This is a genomic window from Piscinibacter defluvii (genome assembly GCF_004011805.1).
In the GTDB taxonomy this organism is placed as follows: Bacteria; Pseudomonadota; Gammaproteobacteria; order Burkholderiales; family Burkholderiaceae_C; genus Piscinibacter; species Piscinibacter defluvii.
In genome coordinates this window covers 69,038-83,068 of record NZ_RCHJ01000016.1, presented here as the reverse complement: position 1 = coordinate 83,068, position 14,031 = coordinate 69,038, and the positions used below count along the sequence as shown (strand labels likewise).

At 73.0% G+C, this 14,031-nt stretch carries 11 protein-coding genes; 4 read left to right on the top strand and 7 right to left on the bottom strand.

All coding sequences use genetic code 11. The annotated features are described in order from the left end of the window. The first annotated feature begins 12 nt into the window (after positions 1–12). From D9C15_RS23885 to D9C15_RS23870, 4 genes are all read left to right on the top strand, one after another. A complete protein-coding gene (locus D9C15_RS23885; RefSeq protein ID WP_128000978.1) occupies positions 13–426 on the top strand; it encodes a hypothetical protein in 414 nt (137 codons plus the stop codon). An 84-nt stretch (positions 427–510) separates the two neighbouring features. After that, positions 511–1,803 (top strand): TolC family protein, encoded by a 1,293-nt coding sequence (locus D9C15_RS23880; RefSeq protein ID WP_240668569.1) that lies wholly within the window; start codon positions 511–513, stop codon positions 1,801–1,803. A 4-nt stretch (positions 1,804–1,807) separates the two neighbouring features. Continuing rightward, on the top strand, positions 1,808–3,376 hold the full coding sequence (locus tag D9C15_RS23875; protein ID WP_128000977.1) for an efflux RND transporter periplasmic adaptor subunit: 1,569 nt from the start codon (positions 1,808–1,810) through the stop codon (positions 3,374–3,376). Beyond that, positions 3,373–6,543, top strand: a complete 3,171-nt coding sequence (locus D9C15_RS23870; RefSeq protein WP_128000976.1) for an efflux RND transporter permease subunit — start codon at positions 3,373–3,375, stop codon at positions 6,541–6,543. Before D9C15_RS23875 ends, D9C15_RS23870 begins: the two co-directional genes overlap by 4 nt. On the opposite strand, the gene D9C15_RS23865 is transcribed toward D9C15_RS23870, so the two are convergent. The 7 genes from D9C15_RS23865 to D9C15_RS23835 form a co-directional block, all read right to left on the bottom strand. Next, the gene (locus D9C15_RS23865; RefSeq protein ID WP_128000975.1) at positions 6,531–6,929 is read right to left on the bottom strand and encodes a DUF2917 domain-containing protein; all 399 of its coding nucleotides are present in this window, start codon (positions 6,927–6,929) and stop codon (positions 6,531–6,533) included. The genes D9C15_RS23870 and D9C15_RS23865 overlap by 13 nt on opposite strands. Before the next feature lie 89 nt (positions 6,930–7,018). After that, positions 7,019–7,669 (bottom strand): class II aldolase/adducin family protein, encoded by a 651-nt coding sequence (locus D9C15_RS23860; protein WP_128000974.1) that lies wholly within the window; start codon positions 7,667–7,669, stop codon positions 7,019–7,021. Further along, a complete protein-coding gene (gene otnK / locus D9C15_RS23855) occupies positions 7,666–8,952 on the bottom strand; it encodes a 3-oxo-tetronate kinase (RefSeq protein ID WP_128000973.1) in 1,287 nt (428 codons plus the stop codon). The genes D9C15_RS23860 and otnK overlap by 4 nt, the downstream gene beginning before the upstream one ends. Then, positions 8,949–9,842 carry an L-threonate dehydrogenase gene (gene ltnD, locus D9C15_RS23850; protein ID WP_128000972.1) on the bottom strand — a complete coding sequence of 298 codons (894 nt, stop codon included), beginning with the start codon at positions 9,840–9,842 and terminating at the stop codon, positions 8,949–8,951. The genes otnK and ltnD overlap by 4 nt, the downstream gene beginning before the upstream one ends. Before the next feature lie 61 nt (positions 9,843–9,903). Further along, the gene (locus D9C15_RS23845; RefSeq protein WP_128000971.1) at positions 9,904–12,144 is read right to left on the bottom strand and encodes a sensor histidine kinase; all 2,241 of its coding nucleotides are present in this window, start codon (positions 12,142–12,144) and stop codon (positions 9,904–9,906) included. A 64-nt stretch (positions 12,145–12,208) separates the two neighbouring features. Next, a complete protein-coding gene (locus D9C15_RS23840) occupies positions 12,209–12,931 on the bottom strand; it encodes a LuxR C-terminal-related transcriptional regulator (protein WP_128000970.1) in 723 nt (240 codons plus the stop codon). Positions 12,932–13,014: 83 nt separating this feature from the next. Beyond that, positions 13,015–13,992, bottom strand: a complete 978-nt coding sequence (locus D9C15_RS23835) for an NADPH:quinone oxidoreductase family protein (protein ID WP_128000969.1) — start codon at positions 13,990–13,992, stop codon at positions 13,015–13,017. Positions 13,993–14,031: the final 39 nt, after the last annotated feature.

Here is a 14,031-nt window from a genome sequence, read left to right as displayed (position 1 = left end):
AGACTGCGCCCCATGCGCGCGTTGCTCCGTCACCGCCGCCGGCTTTCGGGCTGGCTGCTCGCCGTGCTGCTGTTCACCCAGCTGGCCACGGCGGCGTATGCCTGCCCGCAGCTTGCGCCGGCCAGCGGCGACGCCGTGGCCGAGATGGCCACCATGCCGGACTGCGACGGCAGCATGCCCTCGCGCATGGACCCGGAGCAGCCGCAGCTGTGCAAGGCGCACTGCGAGGCCGGCACGACCTCGGTGAACAGCCAGACGGCGGCGCCGGACGCGCCGCCGGCGATGGCCGTCGGCGCCGCGCTGCTCGGCAGCATCGACGTCGCGGACGCCGCCCAGCTGGCGGCCCGCATGCAGGCCTCGGTGGCCCACGGGCCGCCCCGCGGGTCGCCCCCGCTCTTCCTCACCTTCCTCGTCCTGCGGAACTAGCCCGCGGACCCGGGTCCGGGCGCGCCCCTGCGGTGCGCCCGGGTCTCGTGCGTTCGCCGTGCTTTCGATCCGAAGGAGAGTGTCGTGTCCCGTTTCATCGTTCGCGTGCCGTGCCGGCACGCCGGGCGGCGCCTGCCGTCCAAGCTGGCCCTGGCGTGGGTGCTGGGCATGGCCGCACTGGGGGGCGGCCCCGCGTCGGCGGACCCGGCCGCCCCCGCGCTGAGCTACGCCGAGGCGCTCGAACTGGCCCGCCAGGGTGCGCCGGCCCTCCGGGCGCAGCAGGCCACGCTGGCCGGGTCGACGGCCCTCGTGCCGGCCGCCGCGGCGCTGCCCGATCCGCGCCTGTCGGTCGGTGTCGAGAACCTGCCGATCGCCGGGCCCGACCGCTGGCGCACCACGCGCGACACCGGCACGATGCAGCGCATCGCGCTGATGCAGGAGATGCCCAACCGCGCCCGGCGCGACGCACGCGAGCAGGCGGCGCAGGCCCGCAGCGAGCGCGACCGCGCGATGCTGGTGGCCGCCGAGCTGGCCGTCCGCCGCGATGCCGGCCTGGCCTGGCTGGCGGTGCACTACGCCGAGGCGCGGCTGGCGCAGGTGGCCGGCTTCCAGCGCGAGAACCGGCTGCTGCAGGACACGCTGCCGGCGCGCATCGCGGGCGGCTCGGCGCTGCCGGCCGAGCTGACGATGGCGCGGCAGGAGGCGCTGGCCATCGCCGACCGTGCCGACGAACTGGCGCGCGACCTGCGCAAGGCGCGCGCGGAGCTGCGCCGCTGGATCGGTGCACGCGCCGACGCGCCGCTGCAGGGCGAGCCGCCGACCCGTCGCGTCGACGGCGACGCCCTGCGGGCCTCGCTGCCGCAGCACGCCGAGCTGGCGCCCTATGCGCCGATGCGTGCGATGGCCCAGGCCGAGGCGGCCGAGGCCGATGCCGAGCAGCGCGGCGACTGGGCCTGGGAAGTGGCCTACAGCCGGCGCCCGCGCTACGACGACATGGTGTCGTTCCAGCTCCGCTTCGACCTGCCCTGGCAGCGCGAGCGCCGCCAGCAGCCGCAGATCGCGGCCAAGCGGCGCGAGCTCGAACGCCTCGAGGCCGAACGCGACGACCTGCTGCGCCGCCATGCGGCCGAGACCGACGCGATGCTGGCCGAACTGCAGGCGCTCGACGCCCAGGCCGAGCGGCTGCGCGGCGCCGGGCAGCCGCTGGCGGCCGAGCGGGTGACGCTGGCCACGGCCGCCTACCAGGCCGGCCGGGGCGACCTCTCGGCCGTGCTGGCCGCGCGCAGCCAGGTGCTGGAGACGCAGCTGCGCAGCATCGACCTCGACGCCCAGCGCGCTGCCCTGAGCCTGCGCCTGTCCACCCTGATCGCGGAGTAAGACGATGAATGCCCGTTCCAACAAGACGCTGGTGAGCGCAGCAGCGATGCTGCTGGTGGGCCTGGGCGCCGGCTGGGCGCTGTCGCAGTGGCTGTCGGGCGCCGGCCCCGCCGGTGGCGCGCCATCGGCGGCGCCCGGCGCCGCCAGCGCGCCCGAGCGCCGGGTGCTGTACTGGTACGACCCGATGGTGCCGACGCAGCGCTTCGACAAGCCCGGCAAGTCGCCCTTCATGGAGATGCAGCTGGTGCCGCGTTATGCCGACGAGGCCGGCGCCGACGCCGGCACGGCAGTGGCGGTGTCGCCGCAGGCCGTGCAGTCGCTCGGCCTGCGCGTGGCCACGGCCGAGTCCCGCGTGCTGCAGCCGGCGGTGGACGTGGTCGGCACGGTCGGGCTCGACGAGCGCGACGTCAGCATCGTGCAGGCGCGCGCCAACGGCTTCGTCGAGCGTGTCCATGCCCGTGCGCCGGGCGACGTGATCGCGGCCGGTGCGCCGCTGGCCGACGTGCTGCACCCGGACTGGCTGGCCGCGCAGCGCGAGTACCTCGCGGTGCGTGCCACCGGCGACGCGGCGCTGGCCCAGGCGGCCCGCGCGCGCCTGACGCTGCTGGGCATGCCGGCGAGCCTCGTCGAACGGGTCGACGCCAGCGCGCAGCCGCAGGCCGTGACGACGATCACCGCGCCGAGCGGCGGGCTGATCGCCGAGCTGATGGTGCGCCGGGGCATGACCGTGGCCGCCGGCACGACGCTGGCGCGCATCAACGGCCTGTCGACGGTGTGGGTCGAGGCGGCCGTCCCGGAGGCGCTGGCCGCCGCGGTGGCCACGGGCCAGCGCGCCGAGCTGCGGCTGGCGGCGTTCCCCGGCGAGGTGCTGCGCGGCAAGGTGGCCGCGATCCTGCCCGAGGCCAGCCGCGATAGCCGCACGCTGCGCGTGCGCGTCGAGGTGCCGAACCCCGCCGGCCGTCTGCGTGCCGGGATGTTCGCCCAGGTGCGCCTGCTCGGCGCAGGGCAGGGCAAGGAGCAGGTCAGCGTGCCGGGCGAGGCGGTGATCCGCACGGGGCGCCGCGCGCTCGTCTACGTGGTGGAGGCGGCAGGCCGCTACCGGCCCGTGGAAGTGGATCTCGGGCCGGAAGTCGACGGCCGGGTGGCTGTGCTGCGGGGACTGGCCGCCGGGCAGCAGGTGGTGGCCTCGGGCCAGTTCCTGATCGACTCCGAGGCCAGCCTGCAGGGGCTGACCACGCAGGCGCAGTCGCCGTCGATCGCCGCCTCCGGCGCGGCGGCGGGGGTCGCGGTGCAAGCGGCCGCGGCCGAGTTCGACACGCGCGGCCGGGTCGTCGACACCGACGGGGCCTCGATCACGCTGGAGCACGAGGCCGTCCCGGCGCTGAAGTGGCCGGCGATGACGATGCCGTTCCAGCTCGCGCGGCCGGACCTGGCGCGCGGGCTGAAGGCCGGCGACGCGGTCCGCTTCCGCTTCCGCCGCCAGGGCGACGAGCATGTCGTCACCACCATCGAGCGCGAAGCCGCGGCGGCCGGCCCGCACGCCGGCCACGGCGCCACGGGAGCATCGCGATGATCGCCGCACTGATCCGCTGGTCGGTGGCCAACCGCTTCCTGGTGGTGCTGGGCACGATCCTCCTCGCCGCCGCAGGCCTGTGGGGCTTGCGCACGACGCCGGTCGACGCGCTGCCGGACCTCTCGGACGTGCAGGTCATCATCCGCACCACGCTGCCCGGGCAGGCGCCGCAGATCGTCGAGAACCAGGTCACCTACCCGCTGGCGACGACCATGCTGTCGGTGCCCGGCGCGAAGACGGTGCGCGGCTTCTCGTTCTTCGGCGACAGCTTCGTCTACATCCTGTTCGATGACGGCACCGACCTGTACTGGGCGCGCTCGCGCGTGCTCGAATACCTGAACCAGGTGCAGGGGCGGCTGCCGGCCGGCGCGAGGTCGTCGCTCGGGCCGGACGCCACCGGCGTGGGCTGGATCTTCCAGTACGCGCTGGTGGATCGCTCGGGGCGCAACGACCTGTCGCAGCTGCGGGCGCTGCAGGACTGGTTCCTCAAGTACGAGCTGAAGAGCCTGCCGGGCGTGGCCGAGGTGGCCACGGTGGGCGGCATGAACCGCCAGTACCAGGTGGTGCTGGATCCGCTCCGGCTCGCCGCCTACGGCGTCACGCACGCGCAGGTGCGCGAGGCGCTGATGGCCGGCAACCAGGAGGCCGGCGGCTCGGTGCTGGAGCTGGCCGAGGCCGAGTACATGGTGCGCGCCAGCGGCTACCTGAAGACGCTGGACGACTTCCGTGCCGTGCCGCTGGCCGCGCGCGGCGGCGTGCCGGTGAGGCTGGGCGACGTGGCGACGGTGCAGGTCGGCCCGGAGATGCGCCGCGGCATCGCCGAACTGGACGGGCAGGGTGAGGTGACCGGCGGCGTGGTGGTGCTGCGCTCGGGCGAGAACCCGCAGCGCAGCATCGCCGCCGTGAAGGCCAGGCTGGCCGAGCTGCAGGGCAGCCTGCCGCCCGGCGTGGAGGTGGTCACCACCTACGACCGCAGCGCGCTGATCGAACGGGCGATCGACAACCTCGCGGCCAAGCTGCTCGAGGAGTTCATCGTCGTCGCGGCGGTGTGCGCGGTCTTCCTGTGGCATGTGCGCTCGGCGCTGGTGGCCATCATCGCCTTGCCGCTGGGCGTGATGACCGCCTTCCTGATCATGCGCTGGCAGGGCATCAACGCGAACATCATGTCGCTGGGCGGCATCGCGATCGCCATTGGCGCGATGGTCGATGCGGCGGTGGTGATGATCGAGAACGCGCACAAGAAGCTGGAGGCCTGGCAGCATGCCCACCCGGGCGCGGCGCTGGCCGGGGAGGCGCGCTGGAAGGTGGTCACCGACGCGGCCGAGGAGGTCGGCCCGGCGCTGTTCTTCTCGCTGCTGATCATCACGCTGAGCTTCATCCCGGTGTTCACGCTGGAGGCGCAGGAAGGTCGCCTGTTCGGCCCGCTGGCCTTCACCAAGACCTATGCGATGGCGGCCGCCGCGGCGCTTTCGGTGACGCTGATCCCGGTGCTGATGGGCGCCTGGATCCGCGGCCGCATCCCCGACGAGCGGAAGAACCCCATCACGCGCGGTCTGATCGCGGTCTACCGGCCCGCGCTGGAGTGGGTGCTGCGCTGGCCGAAGGCGACGCTGGCGATCGCCGTCGTGCTCGCCGCGAGCACGGTCTGGCCGCTGGCGCGGCTGGGCGGCGAGTTCCTGCCGCGCCTGGACGAGGGCGACCTGCTCTACATGCCCTCGGCGCTGCCGGGCCTGTCGGCGCAGAAGGCCGCCGAGCTGCTGCAGATCACCAACCGCATGATCCGGACCGTGCCCGAGGTCGAGCATGTGTTCGGCAAGGCCGGGCGGGCGGAGACGGCCACCGACCCGGCGCCGCTGGAGATGTTCGAGACCACGGTCAAGCTGAAAGCCCGCGAGCAGTGGCGGCCCGGCATGACACCCGAGAAGCTGGTCGAGGAACTCGACGCCGCGGTGAAGGTGCCGGGGCTGGCCAACATCTGGATCCCGCCGATCCGCAACCGCATCGACATGCTGGCCACCGGCATCAAGAGCCCGATCGGCGTGAAGGTGACGGGCAGCGACCTCGCCACCATCGACGCCATCGCGCAGGGCGTGGAGCGGGTCGCGAAGACCGTCCCGGGCGTGTCGTCGGCGCTGGCCGAGCGGCTGACCGGCGGACGCTACGTCGATATGCGCATCGACCGCGCCGCCGCGGCCCGCTACGGCATGAACATCGCCGACGTGCAGGCGGTGGTGAGCGGTGCCATCGGCGGCGAGAACGTGGCCGAGACGGTGGAGGGCCTGGCGCGCTTCCCGGTCAATCTGCGCTACCCGCGCGAGTGGCGCGACACGCCCGAGCGGCTGGCGGCGCTGCCGCTCCTCACGCCGATGGGCCAGCAGATCACGCTCGGCACGCTGGCCACCGTGCAGGTGAGCGACGGCCCGCCGATGCTCAAGAGCGAGAACGCACGGCCCTCGGGCTGGGTCTATGTCGACGTGCGCGGCCGCGACCTGGCCTCGGTGGCGGCCGACCTGCGCGCCGCCGTGGCCCGCGAGGTGACGCTCGCACCCGGCGTCAGCATCGCCTACTCGGGGCAGTTCGAGTACCTGGAGCGCGCCAACGCGCGGCTGAAGATCGTCGTGCCGGCCACGCTGATGATCATCTTCGTGCTGCTCTACCTGACCTTCCGGCGTGTCGACGAGGCCGTGCTGATCATGGCCACGCTGCCCTTTGCGCTGACCGGCGGCGTGTGGTTCCTGTGGGCGATGGGCTACCACCTGTCGATCGCCACCGGCGTCGGCTTCATCGCGCTGGCCGGCGTGGCGGCCGAGTTCGGCGTGGTGATGCTGCTGTACCTGAAGCAGGCGCTGCAGGCGCGGCTGGATGGCGGCGCGTCGGCCTCGACGGGCGTGGTGCACGACGCGATCCGAGAAGGGGCCGTGCTGCGCGTGCGGCCGAAGGCGATGACGGTGGCGGTGATCCTGGCCGGCCTGGTGCCCATCGTCTGGGGCAGCGGCACGGGCTCGGAGGTGATGAGCCGCATTGCCGCGCCGATGCTGGGCGGGATGATCACCGCGCCGCTGCTGTCGCTGTTCGTGGTGCCCGCCGTGTTCGCGCTGCTGCGGCGCGGCGGGGGAGCGCCCGTGCCGGGCGGCTCCGGCAGGCCCGTCGAGGCTCAGGCCGCGTGAGCCGGGGCGCCCCGTTCGCGGGCGGCCGTGCCGGCGCGGCCCAGGCCGGCAGCCAAGGCGCCCCAGGCCGACGCCAGCGCGGCGAGCATCGGGCTGCGCCGTGGCCACTCGAACCGCAGCGGCCCGTTCCCGTAGACCTCCAGCCGCGCCGGCCCGAAGCCCGACACGCGCATCTCGCCGTCGCGCACGACCACGTGCACGTCGCCGTGCTCGAGCACGATGTCGTCGGCCTGGCCGTCGATGGTGGCCCAGACGAGGCCGCCGTCGCTGCGCAGCAGGTCGCCGGCGCGCAGCGACAGCGTCAGCAGGCGATGCGCGTCGAGCCGGATCTCGGTGCGCGTGCCGATGCCGAAGGGCCGCGAGCGTGCGTGGGTCGTCGGGTTCATGTCGTCGCTCCGTGCGATGGGGGTTGCGGCGCGAGTCTTCGCGTTCCCATCGCGTCAAGGTCAAGCCCGGAGTCCTTGCTGTCGCCCGCTCACCAAGCGGCGCCGAAGTGCCGGCGCAGTTCCTCGATCTGCACGTCCGTCAGCGGCGTGGCGCGTGTCATCAGCCACAGGCGCGCCGTCTCCTCGAGTTCCTCCAGCACCGCGCTGGCGGCCTCCGGGCTCGTGTGCCAGACCACCGGCCCGAGCCGCTCCAGCATCACGGCACGGATCGGCGTGCCGCGGGCGCGCATCGTGTCGATGCGTGCGGCCACCAGTTCGGCCGCCGCCGGGTCGCCGGGTCGGTGGTAGGGCACGAGCGGCACGTGGCCGACCTTCATCACGTAGTACGGCGTGATCGGCGGCACGATGTCGTCCGGCTGCCAGACGCCCGAGAGCGTCAACGCGACCAGGTGCGTCGCATGGGTGTGGATCACGCAGCGGGCCTGCGGGTCGGCGGCGTAGATGCGCCGGTGCAGCGCGAGTGTCTTCGAGGCCCGATCGCCGCCGGTCTGCACGCCCAGCGCATTCACCGCCGCCAGGCGTTCGGGCTGCAGCGTGCCGAGGCAGGCATCCGTGGGCGTGATCAGGAAGCCGTCGCCATGGCGCGCGCTGATGTTGCCGGCGGTCGCGTGCGCGTAGCCGCGCGCGTGCAGCGAGGTACCGATGCGGCAGATCGCTTCGCGCAGCGCGGCGTCGCTCATGGGGCTAGACGCGCGAACGCGTCGCTGAAGAAGCCCGTGCCGCCGAAGTTGCCCGACTTCAAGGCCAGGTGCAGCCAGTCGCCACCGGCGCGTGGCGTGCGCGCGGCCGTCCAGGGCACGCCCGGGTCGATCTGCGGGCCGATCGCGAGCTGGCGCACGCCCAGTGCCTGCACCACCGCGCCGCTGGTCTCGCCCCCGGCGACGATCAGCTGCCGCACTCCGGACTCCACCAGCCCGGCGGCGATGCGCGCCAGGGCCTGCTCGACCAGCGCACCGGCGCGCTCGACGCCGAGCTGCTGCTGCACCGCCTGCACCTGCTGCGGCTCGGCGGTGGCGTAGGCCAGCACCGGCCGCTCGCCCAGGCGCGGGCGCAGCGCGGCGAGTGCCTCGGCGGCCAGGTCGCGACCCTGGGCGAGCGCCAGCGGGTCGACGGCGAAGGCCGTGCCGCCACGCGCGAGGAAGTCGCGCACCTGCGCATTGGTCGCCACCGAGCAGCTGCCCGAGACGATGGCGCGCGCGCCCGCGGCGGCGGGCAGCGTGTCCGCACCGGCCTCACCGAGCAGGCCACGCGCGCGCCAGTTCTGCGGCAGGCCGATCGCGATGCCGGAGCCGGCTGTCACCAGCGGCATGCCGTCGAGTGCCGGGCCGATGCGGCGCAGGTCCTCGTCGGCGATGGCGTCCACGATCGCGATGCCGATGCCCTGCGCGCGCAGCGCCTCGAAGCGCTCGCGGATCGCCGCCGGACCGCGCGCCACCACCTCCCAGGGCACCAGGCCGACGCGGCGGCGCGTCTGGGCCTGCAGCACGCGCACGAGGTTCGCGTCGGTCATCGGCGTCAGCGGGTGGTGGCGCATGCCGCTGTCGGACAGCAGCAGGTCGCCGACGAACAGGTGGCCGCGGTACACGCTGCGCTGGTTGGCCGGGAAGGCGGGGCAGGCGATGGTGAAGTCGCTGCCGAGCGCATCGAGCAGCGCATCGGTGACCGGGCCGATGTTGCCCTGGGGCGTCGAGTCGAAGGTCGAGCACACCTTGAAGTAGACCTGCCGGACGCCGCGCTCGCGCAGCCAGCGCAGCGCCCGCAGCGACTGCGCCACCGCGTCGGACGCCGGGATGGTGCGCGACTTGAGCGCGACCACGATCGCATCGGCCGGCTCGTCCAGGCCGCCGTCCGGCACGCCGATGGTCTGCAGCGTGCGCATGCCCTCGCGCACCAGGTTGTTGGCCAGGTCGGTGGCGCCGGTGAAGTCGTCGGCGATGCAGCCCAGCAGCGCGCCGCCGCTCATGCCTTGCGCTCCGGCAGCGTGATGCCGGGGAAGATCTTGATCACCGCGCTGTCGTCCTCCTTCGCGTGGCCGGCGGTCGAGGCCTGCATGAACATCTGGTGCGCGGTGGAGGCCAGCGGCAACGGGAACTTGGTGGCGCGCGCGGTGTCGAGCACGAGGCCCAGGTCCTTGACGAAGATGTCCACCGCCGACAGCGGCGTGTAGTCGCCCGCCAGCACGTGCGCCATGCGGTTCTCGAACATCCAGCTGTTGCCGGCGCTGTGCGTGATCACCTCGTACAGCGCGGCCGCGTCCACGCCCTCGCGCAGGCCGAGCGCCATCGCCTCGGCCGCGGCGGCGATGTGCACGCCGGCCAGCAGCTGGTTGATGATCTTCACCTTGCTGCCGTTGCCGGCACGCTCGCCGAGCCGGTAGACCTGCGCGGCCATCGCCTCGAGCGAGCCGCCCGCCTTGGCATAGGCCTCGGGGCGGCCGGCGGTCATCATCGTGATCTGGCCGGCGGCGGCCTTGGCGGCGCCGCCGGAGATCGGTGCATCGAGGTAGAGCAGGCCGCGCTCGGCCAGGCGCGCCTCGAGCGCCACCGACCAGTTCGGGTCGACCGTCGAGCACATCACGAACAGGCTGCCGGGGCGCATCGCCGCTGCGGCACCGTGCGCGCCGAACAGCACGTCCTCGGTCTGCGCCGCATTGACCACCACGCTGACGATCACCTCGCAGGCCGCGGCCAGCGCGGCCGGGCTGGCGCAGGCGGTGCCGCCTTCGGCGGCAAAGGCCTCGGCCGCCTCGGCGCGCACATCGTGCACGTGCACCTGGAAGCCGGCGCGCCGCAGCGAGGCGGCCATGCCGCGGCCCATCGCCCCCAGGCCGATCACACCGATCGCAGCACCCATTCGCCCTCCGCACGTGCCGTGTCGGGCGCAGTATCGCGCAAGCCCTGCGGGACGGAGCGGCTCAGCCGCGGGCGGACAGGTCGCGGATCGTCACCCGGCAGCCGATGCCCTGCGGCGACACCTCGCGCCACTCGACCTCGCCGCCGAGCTGCTTGACGCGCTTGCGCACCCCGCCCAGGCCGAGGCCGTGCGACCACGCGCGCGGGTTGCGGCCGGTGCCGTTGTCGGTGACGTGCAGGTCGAGCCGGTCATGGTGCAGCTCGAAGGCCACGTCGACCCGGGTCGCGTGCGCGTGCGCGATGGCGTTGCTCACCAGCTCGCGCAGCACGCGCGTCAGCGCCGACCACTGCACCACGGTCAGCAGGATGTCCTGGTCGAACTCGAAGGACCAGCCGAGCTCGACATGCGCGGCCGTCAGGCGCTGCGTCAGGTCGGCCTTCCACTCGGCCGCGGCGTGCGACAGGCGGTGGTTGGGCGCCGCCAGGCCGCGAGTGAGCGTCTTCAGGTCCTGTAGCGTGTGGCGGACATACTCCTCCATCTCGGGCGACTGGGCCTTGTACATCAGCGTCAGCAGCCGGGCGCCGATGTCGTCGTGCAGGTCCTGCGCGAGGCGGGCGCGTTCCTCGCTGCGGCCCTGTTCGACCGCCTTGTCGAAGGCCACCGCGCGGCGCAGCTGCTCGACGATGCGCTCGGTCAGGCGCACGTCCTCCGAGGTGAACAGGCGCCGCCCGCGCTGCGCGAAGCGGATCACGATCGAGCCGCCGGGCGATTCGCTGTCCGACAGGCGCGGCACCGGGATCATCAGCGTCGAGCCGTCGCCCGACACACGCGTCTGCGCGGTGGAGCGCTCCACCAGCACCACCTCCATCGGCTCGAACAGCTCGCGCAGCAGCTGCGACAGCAGCGTCGCGGTGCGCTCCGGATGCGCCTCGACCTCGCGCGCGATGCGGTAGAGCTGCTCGAACATGCGCTCCGTGGTCAGCATGCTCGAGCCCAGCAGCTGGTCGAGGATCCACTGGCGCGCGCCGGAATAGACCGCCAGCGAGACGAACAGCGACAGCGTCAGCGAGGCGAACTGCCCGAGCGAGAACACCGCGACGAACAGCAGGTCCAGCGAGGTGGCCACGGTGCTGACCGCCGCCAGCAGCGAGAACTCGCGCATGATCTGCTGCGAGCGCGACAGGAAGGGCACCAGCAGCAGCAGCGAGGCGAAGAAGACGTACCAGATCATCGATCCGATCGAGGCGATGTTCTGGTGCACGCCGGGGTTGCGCACCGCGGCGGCGAGCGAGAAGGTCAGCAGCAGCCAGGTGCCGATGGTGACGATGCCGAAGCGCCGCAGCACCGTGGCGAAGGGGTGCGGCTCGACCTGGTAGGACCAGCTCATCAGCGAGACCATCATCAGCCCGTAGGCGACGATGGCCAGCTGCGTCCACCACCAGCCGCGCTCGATCGAGCCGCTGCCCACCAGCAGCGCCAGCAGGGCAGCGATGATCCAGGCGGCCAGCGCCATGGCGCCGGCGCCGGGCAGCCGGCGCGGATGGAAACACGCCGCGTTGACGATCGCCGCCGCCGTGAACAGGTCGAAGGCCACGCGCAGCGGCATGTCGAAGCGCGCGAAGAGCCCGGGCAGGCGCAGGTCGAGCGTCGACTCGACGGCGATGAACACCAGGTTGCCGGCCTGGGCGAGCGACATCAGCGCGTAGAGCAGGTTGCGCCCGTTCGGCTTGGCCATCAGCACCACCATCGCCACCAGGTGCAGCAGCAGCGCCACCGCGCAAAGCACCCAGTAGGTGACCGGCAGGCCGGCGAAACCGCGCGGCATCGGGTGCAGTTCGACGCCGCGGCCGTCGGCGAAGACGAAGCGCACGGCCGGCTCGGCGAACGCGGCGTCGATCTGGCGGTGCAGGCCCTGCAGCCGCGTGCGCTCGCCGTCGTCGATCAGCCAGCGCGCCGAGCGCTGCAGCGGCAGCGCGTCGGGCAGGCTCACCTCGCGCGTTCCGGCGCGCAGCCCGGTGAGCACCTGCCCGGTCAGCGGCGCGAGCAGCGGGTCGTTGCTGCGCGCCAGCGCGATGCGGCCGGCCGCGTCCGCGCGCCATTGCGCATCGACGGTCGGCACCGAGGCCATCTCGCGCGTCAGCAGGAACAGCCCGACGCAGCCGATCAGCGCCGAGACCACCAGCATGCGCAGCCGCCAGCCCATCCAGCGCGTCGACACGCCGGCGGACAGGCCGAGCCGCTCGCCGAAGGTCGATTCGAGAAGGGAGTCGCCGCCGCCCAGGCTGCTGTTGGGACCGGTCACCCCGCCGGCAGACGATGGGGAGCGGGAGGAACCGGCATCGATTGCCACGGCGGCCGGGACAGCCTCAGACCAATCCCTGCTTGCTCGCCAGCACCGCCGCCTCGGCGCGGCTCGAGACGTTGAGCTTCTTGTAGATGGACTTGATGTGGTCGTTCACGGTGAACCACTTGATGCCCATGAGGTTCGCGATCTCCTTGATCGTGAAGCCCTTGCTCAGGTAGGTGAGCACCTCGCTCTCGCGCGGCGTGAGGCGCTCGTGGTCGAGCGGCGCGCCGCGGCCCATCGGCACCGGGCGGCTGCTCTGGAAGCCGGAGTTCAGCGGCATCGGGCCGGAGTCGGTGCCGCCCTGGCGGAAATGGGTCAGCAGGCGCCGCGCGATGGCCGGCGAGAGCGGCGGCTGTCCGCGCACGATCTTCTGCAGCTCCTCGACCAGCACCTCGAAGCGGTCTTCCTTGAGCAGGTAGCCGTCGGCACCGCACTGCAGGGCCGGGAAGAGGTGGTCGTCGTCGGAGTACAGCGTGGTGACGATCTTGGTGGCCGGGTACTTGACCAGCTCGCCGAGCAGCTCCATGCCGTTGCCGTCGGGCAGCTCGAGATCGACCAGGATCAGCTTGAACGGGTCGACCGGCTCGCGCTGCGGGTTCAGCGGACCGATGTGCCGGCGCGCGGACTCGAGATCACCCGCCTCGGTGATGGCGATCGCGTCGCTGAAGCTCTCGCGCACGACGCGGCACAGGAAGCTGCGCGCCACCGGGTTGTCTTCGACGATGAGTACCTTGACCGCCATGCGCCCGACCTTGCCGACCCACAGGAATTTGTCGTTGCATGTTAGCGCACTCCGTCACGGAAACCGTCCCCCATCGGAACGGGTTACGCATTGACAAGCACGAGCTTGCCGAGCACCCGGCGGCTGCCCATCAGCGTGTAGGCCTGCGGCAGTTCGGTCATCGGCAAGCGCTGTCCGATCACCGGCTTCACCTTGCCCTCGCGGTACCACCGCAGCAGTTCGCCCAGCGCGCGCGCGTTGGCCTGCGGCTCGCGGCGGGCGTAGTCGCCCCAGAACACCCCCACCAGCGAGGCCCCCTTCAGCAGCGGCAGGTTCAGCGGCAGGCTGGGAATCGCGCCCTGCGCGAAGCCGATCACCAGGTAGCGGCCGCGCCAGGCGATGGAGCGGAATACCGGCTCGGCCAGGTCGCCACCGACCGGGTCGTAGACCACGTCGGGCCCGCGGCCACCGGTCAGTTCCTTCAGTCGCTCGCGCAGGTTCTCGCGGCTGTAGTCGATGGTGGCGTCGGCGCCGATCGAACGGCACAGCGCACATTTCTCGTCGCTCGAGGCCGCCGCGATGACGGTGGCGCCGACCGCCTTGCCGATCTGCACCGCCGCGGTGCCCACGCCGCCGGCCGCGCCCAGCACCAGCAGCGTTTCGCCGGCACGCAAGGCACCACGGTCGAGCAGGGCATGGTGCGTGGTGCCGTAGGTCAGCACGAAGGCCGCGGCATCGTCGAACGCCACCCCCGCGGGCAGCGGCAGCGTGGCCGCCGCGCTCACGCAGGCCTGGGTGGCGAAGCCGCCGGTGCCGGAGAACGCCGCGACCGCGTCGCCCGGCTTCAGGTGCGACACGCCGGCGCCCACCGCCTCGACCACACCGGCGAACTCCGAGCCCGGCACGAAGGGCAGCGGCGGCTTGAGCTGGTAGCGGTTCTGCACGATCAGCAGATCGGGAAAGTTCAGGCTCGCGGCCTTGATGGCCACGCGCACCTCGCCGTCGCGCGGCTCGGGCGTCGGCAGTTCCTTCCAGGTGACCGACTCGGGGCCGGTCGGGTTCTCGCACAGCCAGGCATGCATCGCGCGCTCCTCGGGTCGGGCAGCGCGCGATGATACGCA